At 63.6% G+C, this 17254-nt stretch carries 21 protein-coding genes; 13 read left to right on the top strand and 8 right to left on the bottom strand.

Going from position 1 to position 17254, the window contains the following annotated elements; all coding sequences use genetic code 11:
• Positions 1-261: 261 nt before the first annotated feature.
• From LQ954_RS13925 to LQ954_RS13910, 4 genes are read left to right on the top strand one after another with little or no spacing between them, the layout of a single operon-like run.
• Complete coding sequence (locus LQ954_RS13925; protein WP_046408749.1) at positions 262-1398, top strand: HlyD family secretion protein; 1137 nt, start codon at positions 262-264, stop codon at positions 1396-1398.
• On the top strand, positions 1398-2924 hold the full coding sequence (locus tag LQ954_RS13920; protein ID WP_046408750.1) for a DHA2 family efflux MFS transporter permease subunit: 1527 nt from the start codon (positions 1398-1400) through the stop codon (positions 2922-2924). Before LQ954_RS13925 ends, LQ954_RS13920 begins: the two co-directional genes overlap by 1 nt.
• A complete protein-coding gene (locus LQ954_RS13915; RefSeq protein ID WP_046408751.1) occupies positions 2924-4351 on the top strand; it encodes an efflux transporter outer membrane subunit in 1428 nt (475 codons plus the stop codon). The genes LQ954_RS13920 and LQ954_RS13915 overlap by 1 nt, the downstream gene beginning before the upstream one ends.
• Positions 4352-4387: 36 nt before the next feature.
• Positions 4388-4882 (top strand): MarR family transcriptional regulator, encoded by a 495-nt coding sequence (locus LQ954_RS13910; protein WP_046408752.1) that lies wholly within the window; start codon positions 4388-4390, stop codon positions 4880-4882.
• A 66-nt stretch (positions 4883-4948) separates the two neighbouring features.
• Here the strand turns inward: LQ954_RS13910 and LQ954_RS13905 are convergent, their stop codons facing one another.
• Entirely contained in the window at positions 4949-5518 is a 570-nt protein-coding gene (locus LQ954_RS13905) for a DUF4142 domain-containing protein (protein WP_046408753.1), read from the bottom strand.
• Positions 5519-5864: 346 nt separating this feature from the next.
• Between LQ954_RS13905 and LQ954_RS13900 the strand changes: the two genes are divergently transcribed.
• A complete protein-coding gene (locus tag LQ954_RS13900) occupies positions 5865-7235 on the top strand; it encodes a DUF4403 family protein (RefSeq protein ID WP_231023657.1) in 1371 nt (456 codons plus the stop codon).
• 111 nt (positions 7236-7346) lie between these two features.
• Here LQ954_RS13900 and LQ954_RS13895 read toward each other — a convergent pair whose 3' ends face one another.
• Positions 7347-8003: a recombinase family protein gene (locus tag LQ954_RS13895; protein WP_046408804.1), complete on the bottom strand. Its 657-nt coding sequence runs from the start codon at positions 8001-8003 to the stop codon at positions 7347-7349.
• A 170-nt stretch (positions 8004-8173) separates the two neighbouring features.
• Here LQ954_RS13895 and LQ954_RS13890 point away from each other — a divergent pair, with 170 nt between their 5' ends.
• The 7 genes from LQ954_RS13890 (at position 8174) to LQ954_RS13860 (ending at position 12853) form a co-directional block, all read left to right on the top strand.
• Positions 8174-8485: an AbrB/MazE/SpoVT family DNA-binding domain-containing protein gene (locus LQ954_RS13890; RefSeq protein ID WP_330999980.1), complete on the top strand. Its 312-nt coding sequence runs from the start codon at positions 8174-8176 to the stop codon at positions 8483-8485.
• Entirely contained in the window at positions 8478-8876 is a 399-nt protein-coding gene (locus LQ954_RS13885) for a type II toxin-antitoxin system VapC family toxin (protein ID WP_144037345.1), read from the top strand. The genes LQ954_RS13890 and LQ954_RS13885 overlap by 8 nt, the downstream gene beginning before the upstream one ends.
• 229 nt (positions 8877-9105) lie before the next feature.
• On the top strand, positions 9106-9888 hold the full coding sequence (locus LQ954_RS13880; RefSeq protein ID WP_085811331.1) for a DUF5131 family protein: 783 nt from the start codon (positions 9106-9108) through the stop codon (positions 9886-9888).
• Complete coding sequence (locus tag LQ954_RS13875) at positions 9885-11162, top strand: three-Cys-motif partner protein TcmP (protein ID WP_085811330.1); 1278 nt, start codon at positions 9885-9887, stop codon at positions 11160-11162. The genes LQ954_RS13880 and LQ954_RS13875 overlap by 4 nt, the downstream gene beginning before the upstream one ends.
• A 200-nt stretch (positions 11163-11362) precedes the next feature.
• A complete protein-coding gene (locus tag LQ954_RS13870; RefSeq protein ID WP_231023655.1) occupies positions 11363-11611 on the top strand; it encodes an AbrB/MazE/SpoVT family DNA-binding domain-containing protein in 249 nt (82 codons plus the stop codon).
• A complete protein-coding gene (locus tag LQ954_RS13865; RefSeq protein WP_231023654.1) occupies positions 11577-11993 on the top strand; it encodes a type II toxin-antitoxin system VapC family toxin in 417 nt (138 codons plus the stop codon). Before LQ954_RS13870 ends, LQ954_RS13865 begins: the two co-directional genes overlap by 35 nt.
• Complete coding sequence (locus tag LQ954_RS13860) at positions 11990-12853, top strand: restriction endonuclease (RefSeq protein WP_231023653.1); 864 nt, start codon at positions 11990-11992, stop codon at positions 12851-12853. Before LQ954_RS13865 ends, LQ954_RS13860 begins: the two co-directional genes overlap by 4 nt.
• 21 nt (positions 12854-12874) lie before the next feature.
• Here the strand turns inward: LQ954_RS13860 and LQ954_RS13855 are convergent, their stop codons facing one another.
• From LQ954_RS13855 to LQ954_RS13840, 4 genes are all read right to left on the bottom strand, one after another.
• Positions 12875-13495, bottom strand: coding sequence for a Shedu anti-phage system protein SduA domain-containing protein (locus LQ954_RS13855; protein WP_231023652.1), 621 nt, complete (start codon positions 13493-13495; stop codon positions 12875-12877).
• Positions 13495-13743, bottom strand: a complete 249-nt coding sequence (locus LQ954_RS13850; protein ID WP_231023651.1) for a hypothetical protein — start codon at positions 13741-13743, stop codon at positions 13495-13497. Before LQ954_RS13850 ends, LQ954_RS13855 begins: the two co-directional genes overlap by 1 nt.
• 333 nt (positions 13744-14076) lie before the next feature.
• Entirely contained in the window at positions 14077-14490 is a 414-nt protein-coding gene (locus LQ954_RS13845) for a hypothetical protein (protein WP_231023650.1), read from the bottom strand.
• Positions 14465-14632, bottom strand: coding sequence for a peptidoglycan-binding domain-containing protein (locus LQ954_RS13840; RefSeq protein WP_231023649.1), 168 nt, complete (start codon positions 14630-14632; stop codon positions 14465-14467). The genes LQ954_RS13845 and LQ954_RS13840 overlap by 26 nt, the downstream gene beginning before the upstream one ends.
• 19 nt (positions 14633-14651) lie before the next feature.
• Here LQ954_RS13840 and LQ954_RS13835 point away from each other — a divergent pair, with 19 nt between their 5' ends.
• Positions 14652-15317 (top strand): hypothetical protein, encoded by a 666-nt coding sequence (locus tag LQ954_RS13835; RefSeq protein WP_231023647.1) that lies wholly within the window; start codon positions 14652-14654, stop codon positions 15315-15317.
• Positions 15318-15475: 158 nt separating this feature from the next.
• Here LQ954_RS13835 and LQ954_RS13830 read toward each other — a convergent pair whose 3' ends face one another.
• Positions 15476-15724 carry a hypothetical protein gene (locus tag LQ954_RS13830; RefSeq protein ID WP_231023646.1) on the bottom strand — a complete coding sequence of 83 codons (249 nt, stop codon included), beginning with the start codon at positions 15722-15724 and terminating at the stop codon, positions 15476-15478.
• Positions 15721-16500 (bottom strand): DNA/RNA non-specific endonuclease, encoded by a 780-nt coding sequence (locus LQ954_RS13825; RefSeq protein ID WP_231023809.1) that lies wholly within the window; start codon positions 16498-16500, stop codon positions 15721-15723. The genes LQ954_RS13830 and LQ954_RS13825 overlap by 4 nt, the downstream gene beginning before the upstream one ends.
• Between the last annotated feature and the right edge of the window lie 754 nt (positions 16501-17254).

Genomic DNA, 17254 nt, shown 5'->3' with positions numbered 1-17254 from the left:
GGCGGCGAGACACAATTCGAACGTGGTTTGGCCAGCGTCGGATTAGCTTCCCGACGCGACTCATTCGGGCGTCATATGTGCGACGCCCGGAATGTCTGTAGCGTTACTCTCGAGCTCCGACTATGCTACGGTTCGGTTTACATTTGACGGGACGGCAGGGTGGCTGACGATCGGGCTGAGAACCACGAAAACAAAGTGAGACATGACGACCCGGACGCGAATTTTCACCCAGAATCCAGGTCGGAGGACGGTTCCGAGGAGATGAATGGCGAAAAGAAGCCGTCGCTTCTCGAGCGCTACCCCATCATTCGCTACGTCCTCATCGCCGCGCTTGTCGCCGGCATCATCGCGGCTATCGTTTGGTACATGAATTACCGCGCGAGCGGCCAGTTCCTGCAGTCGACCAACAACGCCTATGTGCGCGCGGACTTCGTGACCGTCTCGCCGAAGGTGGGCGGCTATGTCGAGCGTGTTCTCGTCGCCGACAACCAGCCTGTCCGTCGCGGTCAGCTGCTCGCCGTGCTCGATCCTCGCGACTACCGCGCCAATGTCGAAGAGGCGCAAGCCCAGATCGCCGCAGCCGGCGCCAACATCACCACTGCGCGCCGGACACTTGATGAGCAACAGGCCACGGTCGCCCAGGCGGCCGCCCAGGTCGCGAGCGCCGAGGCTGCCGCCGCAGCGGCAGAGAACGAGGTAAGACGCTACGAACCGCTCACCCGGACAGGGGCGGAATCGCGTGAGCGGCTGGCAAGCCTGGTGCTTCAGCGTGACCGGGCTGCCGCGGAGCTGCGCGCGCAGCGAGCGGCCTACCTCGCCGCCCGTCGCAGTGTTGCAACCCAAGCGGCTCGCATCGGTCAGGCGGAGGCGCAGCGTGGCACCGCGCAGGCGCAGCTTGCGCGCGCCTCGACGGACCTCGGGGCCGTCGAGATCCGCAGCAGCATCGACGGCGTTGTCGCCGACAAGGCCGTCCGGGCTGGGCAATATGTCCAGCCGGCGACCCGGCTGATGTCGGTGGTGCCAGTCGATCAACTCTACATCGAGGCGAACTTCAAGGAAACTCAGGTCGCGCTGATGCGCGTCGGGCAGCCCGTGACCATCAAGGTGGATGCACTGGACGGTGCCGAACTGCGAGGCCGGGTCGCCAGTTTTTCTCCGGGGACGGGCGCGCAGTTTTCACTCATCCCGCCCGAGAACGCGACCGGGAACTTCACCAAGATTGTCCAGCGCGTGCCCGTGCGGATCAGCATCGAGGCGGGTCCGGAGGCGCGGCGGGTGCTGCGTCCCGGACTGTCGGTGGAGGTGACGGTCGACACGATCGGCGCCAAGGGAAGCCGGGAACGAATCAAGCAGGAAACCGAGCGGCTGAAGCGCGGCGAGACGCAGGGCGCGCGCTGATGGCGGCGGAACGCGCCGGCCTGCGCGACTGGCTTGCCGTCGCTGCAGGCACGATCGGGTCGTTCATGGCGCTTCTCGACATCTCGATCGTCAATGCGGCCCTGCCCACAATCCAGGGCGAAATCGGCGCGAGCGGCACCGAGGGCACCTGGGTCGCGACCTCCTATCTCGTGGCGGAGATCGTCATGATCCCGCTAAGCCCCTTCCTGGTGCGCCTGTTCGGTCTGCGCAACTTCCTGCTGGGCGCGGCGATCAGCTTCACCGGCTTTTCCGTCGTGTGCGGCATCTCGACGACGCTGCCGATGATGATCGCTGGCCGTGTGGGCCAGGGCTTTACCGGTGGTGCGCTGATTCCGACTGCCATGACCATCATCGCGACGCGGCTGCCCCCGTCACAGCAGCCGATCGGCACCGCCGCGTTCGGCGGCACCGCGATCCTCGGCCCGGTGCTCGGGCCGATCATCGGTGGTTGGCTCACCGACAATTACAGCTGGCATTATGCCTTCTTCCTCAACGTGCCGGTCTGTGCCGGGCTCGTCCTGCTCCTGCTGTTCGGGCTCAAGCACGAGAAGCTGCGGCTCGACCAGCTGCGCCATGCCGACTGGTTCGGGATCGCGGGGCTCGCGATCGGCTTGGGAGCGCTCACCGTCATGCTGGAGGAGGGACAGCGCGAGATGTGGTTCGAGTCCGCGATGATCGTGAAGCTCGCGATCGCAACGGTGTTCGGCTTTGCGCTCATCACGATCGGACAGGTCCGCTCCGCGCATCCGGTTCTCAAGCTGTCGCTGATCTTCAGCCGGTCGTTCGGCAGCGTCTTCGTCCTCAGCCTTGTCATCGGCGTCGTGCTCTACGGCGTGACCTTCCTGATCCCGCAATTCCTCTCGTCGATGGCGGATTACAGCGCCCTGCAATCGGGCAAGGTGGTCTTCGTCTCCGGCATCCCTGCCCTGATGCTGATGCCGTTCCTGCCGCTCGCGTTCAAATATCTCGATGTCCGGCTGGCTGTCTTCGTCGGGATGACGCTGATCGGCGTCAGTTGCGCCATGGATTGGCACCTCACCGCACAATCGGCGGGGGGCGATCTGAGGGATTCCCAGCTCGTCCGCGGCTTCGGGCAGATCTTCGCCATGATGTTCCTTAACCAGGCCGCGATCAGCGCCGTGGCGCCCGAGGATGCCGGCGACGCGTCCGCGCTGTTCAACGCGGGACGGAACCTTGGCGGATCGATCGGCCTCGCCCTGATGGCGACCCTCCAGGACCGGCAGACTTTCCTGCATTTCAATCGGCTAGGGGAGACGGTGTCGGCCAACGCGGCGACCACGCAGGAGTGGTTCGCGAAGGCCATGTCCATGCCGTCCGGCGAAGCGGGCGCCTATAGGCAGCTTGCCGGGCAGCTCCTCGAGCAAGCTACCGTCATGGCCTATAACGATCTGTTTTTCGCGCTCGGCGTCGCGATTGCGATCACTACCCCGCTGGCGCTGTTCCTCCGCCCGATCTCCTCCGACACGCAGATGGCGATGCACTGATGAAGCGACTTAGCTGGGCCATTCTGCCCGCCCTCCTGACCGGCTGCGTCGTCGGACCCAATTATGGAGGCCCGCCGGGCGTCGCGAGCGGCGAGCGTCCCGGAACGACATTTCGCCGCGCAGATCAGGTAGTCACGTCACCGCAAGCCCCTGTTGCGCGCTGGTGGGAAGGCATGGGCGATCTGCAGCTCACGACGCTGATCAACCGCGCGCTTGCCTCAAATCCCGACGTGGCGATCGCGGAGGCGCGCATCCGCAAGGCGCGCGCCAGCTTGCGCGAACAGCGCGCGAACCAGCTGCCCACCGTCTCGGCGTCGGGCACTGCGATCGTCGCCGATCTTCCCGCAGGCTCGCTCGCGCTGCCGACGCAGGGCGAGCAATCCGATCGTATCAGGGCCGAATTCTACAATGCCGGCCTTGATGCGTCGTGGGAGATCGATCTCTTCGGCGGACGGCGCCGCGCGGCCGAAGGTGCCGAGGCCCAGGCTCAGGCGGCCGAAGCCAATAGAGCTGATGCGCAAGTTCGTCTCTCGGCGGAGGTGGCCCAGAACTATGTGACCTTGCGCGAACTCCAGCAGCGCCTGATCCTGGCGCGCCGCTCCGCGCAGCTTCAGCAGCGATCACTCGCCCTGCTGCAACAGCGCGAGCAGCGCGGCGCCTCATCGCGCGACGAGGTGGTGCGTCTGAAGACCGAGCTGACTCGCACGGAGGCGGGACTGTTGCCGCTTGAGGGACAGATCGCGACCACGCTGGACCAGCTTGCCCTGCTCACCGGCGACGAGCCCGGTGCGCACGACGCGGCGCTCTCCGCGCCCGCTCCGATTCCGATGATCCCCGGGACTGTCGCGATCGGCGATCCCGCCGCCATGCTTCGGCGCCGCCCAGACATTCGCGCGGCCGAGCGGCAGCTGGCGGCATCGAACGCAAAGATTGGCGTCAACATTGCCCGGCAGTTCCCTTCGGTCAGTATCATGGGCATCATCGGCCTGGGTGGTCCAAATATTGCCGATGCGGTCGATCCTGACAGCGTAGCGGGTCTGCTGCTGCCGCGGATCAGCTGGAGCTTCCTTGACTTCGGCCGCAATCGTGCCCGGGTCGAACAGGCGCGGGCCGACCGTGACGAGGCTGAAGCACAATATCGGAAGGCTGTTCTCGGCGCGCTGTCCGATGCGGAAACCAGCCTGACCCGCTTCGGCAATCAGCGACGTAACCTGTTTTCGAGCATCGCGAGCCGGGATGGTTCCAGGCAGTCGGCGACCTACGCCAAGCAGCGATACGAGCAGGGGGCGATCCCGCTGACCACATCCATCGAGGCCGAACGCGCGGCGCTGGCTGCTGATCAGTCGGTCCTGGAAGCGACGGGTGAACTTGATCGTGCATTCATCGCCTTGCAGAAGGCGATAGGACTGGGATGGAGCCAGCAGTGACGGTCTTGCAGCCATGCCAGGGAGGGGCCTGACCGCGTGACGGCGCCGCTTCTGCCGCCACCTGCCCAGTATCTGCGTGATGACGCGATCAGGGGAGGGATGGACCTGATGTTCTTTGCTCACCGATCCCATCTGGCTCATGTCGATACCGAGCTGGCTAAGCAGAACCTCGGGCGGGCACACCACCGCGTTCTTTATTTCTTGGGGAGGCATCCCGAAATTTCCGTCAGCGAACTCCTGGACGTTCTAAGCGTCACCAAGCAATCGCTTGGCAGGGTCATGAGGGACCTCATGGATCGCGGGCTCGTCTCCGGACGGGTCGGGGAGCGCGATCGTCGTCAGAAGCTGCTTTCTTTGACCGATAAGGGACGAGCGCTAGAAAACGCGCTTTTCGAGCATCTCAGGAGCAACATGGCGAACGCTTACCAAGCGGCAGGAGAAACAGCCGTCACGGGCTACTGGATTGTTATGCAGCAGCTCATGCGCGCCGAAGCACGGGAGCAATTCCGCCGGCTGCACTCCAGACAGTGATCGCCGCAAACAGATGCCGGACCAGGTCGAAGGGGGGCTTCATCGACCTGGCCCGGCCGGTTTCACCTATCCTGCAAGCCCGGAGGGGGTAAGGGACTTGCCAGTGGTGAGCTCGTTCTCCAGCACCGGGACCGCAGTGCCGGCGACCTGCTGCAGCGCCGGATCGGTTCCATCCTGCGCGTAACCCTTGTGCACGGCCCATGCGGCCTGCTGGACCTGCGCGGACTGGGTCAGATACAGATTGTCGAACGCGCTTTTGGGCGCCTTCTGGAGCAGCTTGAGCAGGGCGGCTCGGTCGGCGGACAGGCTCGAGGGCGGCGCCTTTATCGTGCGCTGATCGTTCTTCAGCGCCGCAAGTAGCGCCTGGTGGCTGCTCTGCGTTTCCGCCAGCACGCGCTTGGCATAGGCCTTGACGTCATCCCGCTGCGCGCGTGTCGCGGCGAGCTGCGCGGCCTTGATCTGGTAAAGGTTGGCGTCGGCCGCCGCGAGCACGTAATTGGGTCCGCTCTGGCTCGCGATCGGCGAAACGCCGACGTCGGCGCTGGTCATCGTTCCCGAAGTGGCGGGCGAAACGGCCTGCGCCAACACTGGTATCGGCGCCAGGGTGAGCAACGCAGCCACTATCGCAGTCTTCATTGAGATCCTCCATTGGTGTTGTGAGGCGTTGACCGAAATCAACGAGCTGAACGATAAGGAAACGGAACGGTTCCCTTTCTCTAAACTCGTTTGGTGAACCCACTGGATGGATGGCCGCTCGGACGGCTGGAGGTGCGCGGCGATGAAGAACACGACGGCCAGGGGGACCGTTCCCGCGCCGGCAGCGTCAAAAGCTGAAGCGCCAGGCCGGACTGCCGGGTCCTTCTTGCGCAGGAGCGAAGTCTCGAGTGCCTCGATCGCATCCGTCCTGCTCTGCGTCGCCTGCCTCGCTGGCTGCGACCGAACGCCTCGCCAGGCGCCGCCGCGAGCGACGGACACGATCAACGTGCCACCGCAGACGTCCACCGTCGATGTGCCGATCGTCGCGGACCTGGACAAGCTGGCCCGAAGCCTCGAACAGGCGATTCCACGTCGCCTCTGGTCGATCGACAAGCCGGGGCAGACCTGCCTTCCGCCGAAGAAGGTCAAGATCCTCTTCGCGAAGATAAAGACGCCCGCCATCCAGTGCCGCATCACCGGCACCGTCGTCCGAGGGCCGCTGGTGCTGGAGGGCTCGGGAAAAACGATCATTGTCACCATGCCGCTTCACGCCGCGATCAGCGCGCGCGACGTGGGAGGCGTACTCAGCCGGGAAACGGCCGAGGCGGACGCCCGCGTCCGGGCTGTGATCAGGCTCGACATCGCCCGCGACTGGTCGCCGCGCGGCACGGTGTCGATCGCCTACGACTGGACCGACGAGCCCCACGTCGACTTCCTTGGCCAGCGCATCGAGTTCACCAGCAAGGCTGACGCCAAGCTCGCCGGCGTCGTCGCGCGCCTGGAGCGTTCGCTGCCGCAGGAACTCGGCAGATTGCAGCTGCGCGAGCAGGTCGCGCAGGTCTGGGGGTCGGCGTTCACCTCCGTCCAACTGAACCGGGCGAACCCGCCGGTGTGGATGCGGATCACGCCCCGGCAGTTGAGCTACGGAGGCTACACCATCTCGCGCAACCGGGTGAACCTGGCTCTAGGGCTGACGGCAGTTACGGAGACGTTCGTCGGCGACCGGCCACCTGATCCGCAGCGCCGGCCGCTCCCCGACATGACGCGCACGCAGCCCGGACCCGGCCGCATCCTGTTCGCCATACCCGTCATCGCCGACTATCGTCAGCTGGAGCCGGTCCTCGCCAAGGCATTGGTGAAGCGGTCGCGCCGCCCCTTCGAAGTGCCCGGTGTCGGGGCCGTGCGCGCGCAGTTCCACCAAGTGACCATCTACGGCACGACGGGCGGCAAGATCGCAGTCGGGCTTCGCTTCAGCGCGGCAGCCGAAGGCGGGGAGCCTTCGCGGGGCACGATCTGGCTTACCGCCACGCCGCGCAACGCCGTCAACGATCGCCGTGTCGCGTTCGACGATCTCACCGTCGCCAGTGTGACCGACTCGGTCCGGACAAGCCTGCTGCTGAAGCTTGCCAACACTCCCGGCATATCTGGCACTGTGTCAGCCGCGCTGACCCAGAATTTCGAAAAGGATTTCGACAAGCTGTTCGGCAAGATCACCCGTGCGATCGACGAGAAGCGTATCGGCGACCTGATCGTGCGCGCCCGCATCACGGACGTGCGGACGGGCCAGCTGAAGGCGGCGGGGCAAGGCGTCTACCTGCCGGTATGGGGGCGCGGCACGGCCACGATCGGCCTTGCGCCACGGCGGGCCGGAAATTGAGATCTCTGCTGCAGCCTTGACGCCTGCTTGATCGTCCCAGCGGCAACGCTGCAGCCTCTTTCGATCTTGGCAGAACTATTCAAAGGTCAAATCAAATCATCCGGCTCTGTCTCACGGTATCGTCGGACGCGCATCGCTCTGCTTGGTCGCCCGGTGGAGGGCTGTGACGCGCTTGACTTGTGCGATGCTGCAACCCGCCAGCGCCGCCGTTTTCGCTATGCTCATCCCAGCCTCACGAAGTGAGACGATGCGGCGATGATGGGCCAAGTCTGGTTTTCGACCGGTGTAGCGTCCCTCCCGCTTGGCGATCGCTATGCCTTCCCGCTGCCGCTCGCGGCGCAGTTCGTAATCATCGCGAGCGGTCTGAAGCGCAACCCTCAGTAACATGTCTTGAATTGCCTCTAGGACGATGCGCGTCACCCCGCCATTGTCCTCGGCAAGATCGGTAAGATCCACGATTCCTGGTACGGCTAGCCTCGCTCCCTTGTCGCGGATAGCGGTGACGAGCCTCTCCGCCTCAGCCAGCGGCAGGCGACTGATCCGATCGATCTTTTCGGCGATAACCACTTCGCCCATTTGCAGGTCGGCTATCATGCGAAGCAACTCGGGCCTGTCAGGACGCGCGCCGGAAGCCTTCTCGCGATAAACAGCTGCGACATAATACCCCGCGGCACGCGAGGACACGACCATCGCCTCTTGTCGTTCAAGATCCTGCTCGTCGGTGCTGACGCGCAGGTACACGCGAGCAGCGCGGACTGTCGTACTCATGTTGGCTCCGTTGGGTACACCCATGTGAGCCAGTGCTGCGGCAACCGGCTCGGAATAGCAAGCGCCGATCCTGTCGAGCCTAGCTCAACAAACCAGGCCTAAGTAGCTACTGGGCACGGACATGAACGAGCACTGATCACCAAGAGCGTAGGAGTGCCCTCCTTCGTGCTATGCATCAGCGACGTCATGCGGTACATTTTGGTGATCGGGTCAGCCAAGCGAGTTCAGTGCAGATGGAAGCACAGAGGGTCAAGATCGTGGATGGTGGTAAGCTCGTTATCCCGGCGGCTATGCGCCGGGAGCTCGGGATCGCCACGGGTGACACCGTTCTCGTCGATGTGGACGATGGCGAGTTGCGGGTACGATCAGTACCTAGAGCGCTTGAACGTGCTCGCGCGATCCTGCGCAGGTATGTGCCCGAAGGCGTCGGCTTGGCTGACGAGCTGATTGCGGAGCGCCGGCGCGAGGCGGAGCGTGAGTAGCAAGGTCGTCCTCGACGCCCCCGCCCTGCTCTGCCTGCTGAATGACGAGCCCGGGGCGGATCGGGTAGCGGACGTCCTGACCCGTAGCATCATCGGAACGACCAACCTCGCCGAGGTCGTCTCCAAGCTTCGAGACCGAGGATTGCCGCTCGACGAGGTGCGTGAGGCGCTTGGCGGGCTTCACCTCGACGTCCGGCCGCTCTCTCCTGCCCAGGCACTGATAGTAGGCGACCTCCGGCCGTCGACGAAGGCGCTTGGCCTCTCGCTTGGTGACCGAGCGTGCCTTGCCTTGGCGATCGACCTGCAGGCGGAGATGTTCACGACCGATGGCCCGCTGGCGAGCGCGGACGTTGGCATCACCATCACCAATGTGCGGCCGCTTGCGGAGTAGTTGCACATTCGTGCTTCTGGGTACGGTCCGGTCGATGGCGATGCAGAAGGGGCGTATGTGATCGAACAGCACGCGCTAATGCGCCTCAACCGACACGAAGTTGGTGTGGTTCACGATTCAGATGAGATAGCACGGTTGCCAAGGCTGCATCGGCTCCGCCCATCCTTCCTGTTCTCTGTCCGTTCTCGATATAGTACACCAGCTGCGACGCGCGTAGGACCGGTGGAGCATGGCTGAAACCGAGATTGAATGGACTGACGCGACTTGGAACCCGGTCGCCGGCTGCTCGATCGTGAGCGCCGGCTGCAGTCATTGCTATGCGATGGACATGGCACGGCGTCTTGAAGCGATGGGCGTCGGTAAATACGCCGGACTCACACGGCGCAGCGGCCGGCGAACTATATGGCAGGGTGTCGTGCGCGAAGATCAGGCCGCCCTGGCGATCCCATACCGTTGGAGAAAACCGCGTAAGATCTTCGTCAATTCAATGAGCGACCTGTTCCATGAAGAGGTCAGCGACGCCTTTATCCAGGCGGTATGGCACGTCATGCGCGAGACGCCCCGCCATCACTATCAGATTCTCACCAAGCGCCCTGAGCGCATGGCAGCGGTGGTCAGCCGACTGATCGGTGAGGTGCTGCCCAATGTCTGGCTGGGCACCAGTATCGAGGATGCCGAGGTTGTGGAGCGCGTCGACCACCTTCGCGCGGTGCCGGCAGCCATCCGCTTCATCTCGTTCGAGCCGCTGATCGGGCCGGTCGGCGCGATCGATCTGACAGGGATCGATTGGGCGATCGTGGGCGGTGAAAGTGGCCGTTCAGCGCGACCGATCCGCGAGGCTTGGGTGGATGAGATCCATGATCAGTGCATCGCCTACGAGACAGCCTTCTTCTTCAAACAATGGGGTACTTGGGGCAAGGACAACAAGAAGCGGTCAAAGAAGGCGAACGGGCGCGAGTACCGTGGTCAGACTTGGGATGAAATGCCCAGCGGTTTCATAACCGCTTTATGATCAGCCCGAAAGCGACAGGATTGCATGGCCGAGAAACCTATAGTTGGGCGAGCGGGGCAGCGCTCGAGGAACACTCCCGACGCAAGCATAAGATCCTCCGCGAGTATTTCGCGCAGTATCTTGGCGTTCGCTGTCAGCTCCCTCAGCAGACCCAATTCCGGCTGGCGATCGTCGATGGTTTCGCGGGCGGTGGCCGGTACACCTGCGGCACGCCAGGTTCGCCGCTCATCTTCATTGAGGAGTCGCAGCGTGCAATCGACACCATCAACACGATGCGCGCGGCACAGGGCTTCGGCCTTGTGTCAATGGAGTGCTTGCTCGTGCTCAACGACCAGAGCCCGGCAGCGATCGACAGCCTGCGCGCCAACGTTGCGCCGCTTCAGGCCGAGATCGCAGACAACGTGCCCCGGCTTCATCTCCGCGTCGAATATCTGACCGAGAGCTTCGAGACGGCATACCCCACGATCAAGAAGCTGCTCGCACAGGGACGCTATCGCAACCTTATCTTCAACCTCGACCAATGCGGCCATAGCCACGTCGAGCGTACCACCCTTCTCGACATCATGCGGTCGAATCCTTCTGTCGAGATCTTCTACACGTTCGCTATCGAAGCGCTGCTCTCCTTCCTGCAGAAATCGGACCCGGTGCAGCTTGCCGCCCAACTTCGTCCGTTCGGGATCGAAGCTACCGATCTCGAGCAGCTCGAAGGGGCGATGAGCAAGAACCTGTGGCTTGGCGCCGCGGAGCGGCTTGTGTTTGAGACGTTCCGGACCTGCGCGCCGTTCGTAAGTCCATTCTCCATCAATAATCCGGGTGGATGGCGCTATTGGCTGATCCACTTCGCGAACATCTACCGCGCCCGAAAAGTATATAACAATGTGCTCCATCAGAACAGCACCACCCAAGCGCACTTCGGTCGGTCTGGGCTCAACATGCTGTCCTACGATCCGAGCCACGATGGTGGCGCGCTGTACCTCTTCGATCTCTCCGGTCGCGAAGAGGCCCGCAACCAGCTGCTCGTCGATATTCCGCGCCTGATCTCAGAGTCCGGCGATGTCATCGAAGTGGGGGATTTCTACGAGGGCATATACAACGCGACGCCAGCCCACACCGATGATGTGCATCAGGCGATAATCGAGAACCCTGATGTCCAGGTCATTACGCCTGGGGGCGGCGAGCGCCGCAGCGCGAACGCTATCGGTGTCGGAGACGTGCTGAAGCTCAAACGCCAGAAAAGCTTCTTTCCGATGTTTCTCAACGCGGGGGGAAACTAGGATCGGCCTAACCGGGAAGCTGATCGTCCACTGTTTCAGGCAAACGTCTACTGCTTTAGGGCGCGCCATGCACAGGCAGTTCCGTCCACCGTTTCAGGAAAACCTACAATTCGGCATGTCGCCGGACATGACCGATTGTCGGCGTCGACCGGAGGCTGTATTATCGTGTCCAATCTGTATCAACGTAGAGCAATCAGCAGATGAACGCACACAATGGTAGACTGGTCAGCGGCGGGCGTTTGCAGCTGCCATCCGACATTCGCCGGGAACTTGGGCTGGCGGACGGCGATCAGGTGGTCATGCGCGTGGTCGACGGTGAGCTGCACGTCCGTCCGCGGCGTGACGTGCTGAAGCGCATCCAGGCCATGCTACAGCCCTATGCACTGCCGAACGGGTCGGTTGCCGATGAACTGATTGCTGATCGTCGCGCCGAGGCTGCGCGTGACTGACAAGCCCTATGTGCTCGACGCCTCGGCGCTGCTCGCGGCGTTCTTCAACGAGCCCGGCGCGGATCACGTTGCCGAACGGATGAGTGGCGCGCTGCTGAGCGCAGCCAACCATGCCGAGGTCGTCGCCAAGCTGGTCGACCGCGGCACCCCGCGCGAACAGATCCTCGAAATCATGGGGCAGCTCGATGTCGAGGTCGTGCCGGTCGATCAAGCACAGGCGACCACGGCCGGGCTCCTGCGTGACAGCACCCGTAGCGCCGGGCTTTCGCTCGGCGATCGCTTGTGCCTCGCGCTGGCGATCAGTCGCGATGCCGTTGCGCTCACCACCGATCGCGTCTGGGCGGACCTCGAACTCGGGGCCACGGTCGAGGTCGCGCGGTGAATGGCCTGCGATCGGTCGATCTCAGCCTGATTGATGAGATTTTTCGGGGCGGTGAGCGCGGCTATGTGCTCGACTTCTCCAATCGCACCTTTACCGACTTCTTCGCGCGCGAGCTCGAGGTCGACATCGACGCACCGCAATATGCGGTCGATGGCGTCTCGAAAGGCAAGCGCCTGCGCTGCTTCCTCGGGCAAGTCGATGATGGTACCGCCGCGCGGACCTTGCGGGTGCTGTGGGAGCATCGAGAGGCGCTCCGCTCCTCGGGTACACCCGATCCGATGCCGCGCGCCGCTGGCCAGGTCGCCGCACTCATCGCCAAGCTGGAGGGCACCGCTCCGCCGACCCCGGTCAATGTGGTGCCGGCGCCGCTGCTTGACACGATCGACTTTGAGCGGCTGCTCAACCGATTGCTTGCGATCCGGGACATGGAGCCGCATCAGCGCGGGTACGAGTTCGAGCGGTTCCTGACCGACCTGTTCGATGCGTTTCGCCTCCGCCCGCGCGAACCGTTCCGGCTCCACGGCGAACAGATCGACGGGAGCTTCGAGCTCGCCGGCGAGACCTACCTTCTTGAGGCCAAGTGGCTCAACCGAAGGGTTGGCGCGGCCGAACTGCACACCTTTCAGGGCAAGCTCGACCAGAAGGCGTCTTGGGCGCGCGGCGTGTTCATCAGCTTTCAAGGGTTCACCGAGGAAGGGCTGCATGCCTTCGGGCGCGGCAAGCGGGTGATCGGGGTCGAGGGGAAGGATCTCTACGACGCGCTGACCCGGCGGATCGGGGCCGATCGGCTGATTGCGGCGAAGGTTCGCCACGCGGCGGAAACCGGCGCTGTATTTGCGTCGGTCGACGCGCTCTTCTGAAGCGACCTTCCCGAGCGGCCGTCAGATCCAGGTCTTGAGGACGGCGAGACTGTCCTCCATCGCCCGGACCATCTCGTCATAGGTCATCACCAGCGCCGGATGACCCTCAACCTTGAGCGACGAGCGGCGATGGGCGAAGCGCTTGCGCTCGACATCGTCGCGGAGGCTGCTGTCGCGCCCACAGATCACCGCGTAAGAGCTGGTCGTGATCGGTCCACCGAACCCGTTGACCAACACCGTATCGCTCGGATGATCCTGGCGAACCCACGCCCAGTCGATCACCTGACTGAAGCCATGTTCGATACGGGGGGCCCAGAAGCGGTACTGAATTGTCCCCTTTTTGAAAATGCTGTTCTCCAGCGCGTCCTCGAACTCGATCAGCCCGAACTTGCGCGACCCATGGTTGCCCAGCACGAGATCGGTCCTGAACATGCCTTTGAGCGCCAGCTCGAACTTGATCATATCAGGCGCTTCGAGCCCCAGCGTCGAGGCGAGCAGGCAGGCCATGTGCGGCCGCGCCTTGATCTCGGCGACGATCTCAGTTTCACCCACATACCCCTTTCCCGTCAGCCAGCCCTTGAAGCTGGTCAGTTGGGTGTCGGCGTCCGTGAGGTTGAAGCTGATGCTGTCGAACGCGCTCATCAGGCTCGGGCGAAGGACTGATCGACGATCGAGAGGATCTCCGGCTTCTGACGCGCTGCGCGCCGCCACAGGACGCGCTTGCTGCCGACCTTCGATACGAAGCGACCGTCACTGGTGGCACGGGTCAGCTCGGGCTGGTGCATGTCGCTGCTGGAGAACAGCCTGGTCAGCTCGGCCTTCTCCGCTGCCGGCAGCAACGCCAGCTGCGCCAGTGCGGAATAGGAAACCTTGTAAGTGCCGGCGCTCATCGAACCATCCTTCGGACCAAAGATAGCGGGTCGGGTGTCCAAACGCCAGTAGCCGCTATCCAGCACGCGACGGCGACCTCGGCGGCGTAGCTTCCAGGCCGACCATCTTGCATTATGACGTTTGCGGGCCGTGCCGCAGGAGTGACGATGGACATCGATTTCGACAAGCTGCTCGGGGGCGACGACGAGGCACCGACCAACCCGCGCGACATCTTCCTGACCCTCGACAAGGCTCCCGGCTTCTCGTTCCTTCGTGACGTTCAGTCCGACGTCCTTGACGCCTGGTTCGACGATCGCGATCGACGCGATTCGGTCATCAAGCTCAATGTCGGGTCAGGCAAGACGCTCGTCGGGCTGCTTATCCTGCAGAGCTGCCTCAACGAAGGGCACGGACCCGCGGTCTATGGGATCGACCTGCCGCGCGATGCCTGCCGGATCCTCGCCATCGTCGGCTTGCATCAGACGCTTCTGGTAGATGTCGTAGTCCTGGCACACGATCAGCCCGACCTCTCCCGCCTCCAGCGCAAGCCCGGTCTCCCGCGAGGGCTCGTCCGACGCCCGCATCTTCGCCTGATAGTGATCCCGCATTGCGCCATCGCACTGCTCGACGAGAAGACCGTAGCTGCGCTGGTTCACGCGCATGACGCCTTCGCGCCAGAGAGGAAGCGCCACCCACGCCAGCATCGCGCCCAGCCCCAGAGCGGCGGCGTGGGTGACGGCGCTAAGCCGCGCGGATCCGAAGCGCATCGAGGACCTCAGGAGTGATCGTTCCGGTGACGGAGAAGCCGCGGTCGGTCTGGAACTTCACCAGCGCCGCCCTGGTCTCCTTGCCGACCACGCCGTCGAGCGCACCATGGTAGTAGCCCTGCGCCTGCAAACCGATCTGCACCCGACGAACGACCGACGTGATGGCGGTCGTGGTCGGCGGCGAATACGCCGAGAACGGGTTGGTCGTGATTGCCGGCGAGGACGGCAGCACCGAAGAATCGGGCGTGCTGCGCTGGTTCCGCGAGCTGGAGCTGGAGCTGGAGCTGGAGCTGGAGCTGGAGCTGGAGCTCGAACGCGAACGTGAGGACGATGGTGCCGGATACGTGCGCGGTCTGCTCCCCTCCTTGGAACTCGATCTTAACGGCCGGCGCCGTCAGATCCTGCACAAGCGTCCGTACAGCCGCCAATGTCTCGTCGGACCAGTCGAAACCCCTTGCGTTCAGATGGGCTCGCGAGACCTGACAATAGCTGCAGGCCAGATTGCAGCGGAGGGTCGGGACCAGGATGAGGTAGTCGAGCCGCTCAGCGACGCACCGCCGACGAGCGCGGGCCAGCTGAAATGCACGCTCCTCCAGACTGTTCGAGGGCATGTGCCCGATCGATCGAAGGAAACCGACGTCCTCGGCACCAAGCACTCCATCGACCAAACGCGACTGGAAGTCATCGCCGGCAACGAAGAAGCGACCTGCCTCGTCGACGTGCAAGGTCCCTGCCCGCAGTCTTCTACGTCGGGTCGAGAGCCGGCCCGACGGACCGGTCCCCAATCGACCTTCCATGCTCGCCGCCCCCGCAGCGATTCCCCCTGACATGATCCCCCTTGCGGCCGGAGCGGTTGTTCCGCCTGTCAGCCGGAAGGCTGCCTAAACCGTAAGGCACGGACGTAAAAGGGGTTTACGGCCTGATCCAACGCAAATTTCGGCACGAAATGAAACAAAATGCGGGCCGGGTCCAATTCGGCGCTCCATCACGCGAACGGATTCGGCACCTCGTCGACGCGGTTCGCCAATTCGACCTCTTCGGGCAGTCCGGCATCCGACTCAAGAGTTGAGATTACAGCATCCACAAGCCGCTTGAGTTCCCGCGCACGGTTCAGACCGATCCTGTCCCTGGTGACCTTCAGACTGCCCGAGAGGACGACCACTTCCTTTCCGTTCTCTACTGAAAGATCGTCTATGGACGAGGACTGCTCATCGTCGGAGAACGGCTTGATCATTTCTGCCTCCCTGGGCTCGACCCTTCGCCAACGCCGAAGACCGGAAATGCGGGAACCCGGCCTCTGATTGCTATCGGCAGATCGGGAAAGGGATCTACGCCGGTGCGTTCGGAAAGCGTCTCGATCGAGACCACGTCCCAGCGTGAGGCGTCTTCGTTCGTCGCGATCCAGGCGCCTGCTCCCTGCCCCGGCACGAAGACCGCTTTCCATACATGGCTCGGCACCAGCACGCGGCGATTCAGGACCCGCAGGCTGGCCCCCTTGTACGCGGGACCGGTGACGACATGAACCGTTCCGAAGGTGACCGCCAGCGACCGGACATAGCTCTCGAGAGCAGCCCACCCGCTTCTGTTGAGGCCGCCCGCCTGCGGGACCATGTTGGCGAGGCTGAAGCTGTCGTAGTCGTCCTCGAGGCGGGTCATGTCCCCCGAAGGCGCCATGTGTCCTCGATCGAACCCCGATCCCGCGTAGTCGGTGAGATCGGCCCGGTCCTGAGGGCGGAGCCTTGGTTCGGGGTGGAAGCGGTTATCGCGAGAATCGAAGGCCATAGCTCGCCTTGCCGACTCTCTCGTAAGCAGCTCCGCCGAGTAGAGGGGCGACTTCGTGACTGAGGAGTGCAGCACGCCAAAGGCGGAGAAGCACAGTTGCCGCGTCCCCTTCTGGAGCCTGTCATCGCGGAGTACCGGACGCCCACCAGACGAGAACGGTGGGCAGGGCGGATCAACCGTCGGAGCTGCGCCGGCACCAAGCACCAACCAGGTGACGATCAAACTCATCATCCGCGACGGCCTGGAAGGCGTCACGCGCCCTTTCGAAAACTCCGGAATGATGCCCCCCCATTGATGGCTAGCCGAACTGACTTACTGCTTTGCTCCGGCCCCGACGTCTGTGATAGAACGGGTAATCCATGGACGTCCACCGAAGGTCTTCACCCCGTCGGCCATCTCATATGACTGACCGGCCGACACTGCGCCCATCGGTGAAAAGACCGCACAGGGTTCGTCGGGAAGAAACGACGATCCGGATTGACGTGAAGGTCCGCCGACCTGCCCTCGCATGATGGTCAGGAGCGGGCGACCGACCTGTTCCGCGGCAGCACCAACTTCGCCGATTGATACGTCCTCTGGCTGCGGTCGCTTGGACTGGTCGGCGTTGACCGTGCACCGCGTCGATTAAGCCGACCCGGTTCGGCATGTGCGTGCTCCAGATGCTGGCAGCGGCTGCGGCGTCAATCGCTGGAGCAGGTGTCGGCTGCATGACGATTGGTCGCAACTGCACCTACAACACAGCCTCGTTTGTGGTGCCGTTGTCCCCAGCTTGCCACCATCATCCAAGTCAGATCACAGGCGCGATGCGCGTCCACAAGACGCGCTTTAAGATCGTACTTTAATGATGGCAGCTCTTGGGCCGTCAGCGGTCTGTCAGCTTGTGGGACGAAGGCGCGAAGAGCGGACGCAATTCGATCCGGGTTGGTGCGACATGTTGCCAAGCCCCTAGCGGACTAGCTGCTTCCGCTCGTCTTCCCTTAGC

Source organism: Sphingomonas sp. IC-11 (assembly GCF_021043365.1).
Lineage (GTDB): Bacteria > Pseudomonadota > Alphaproteobacteria > Sphingomonadales > Sphingomonadaceae > Sphingomonas.
This window is presented reverse-complemented; position numbering and strand designations above follow the sequence as displayed.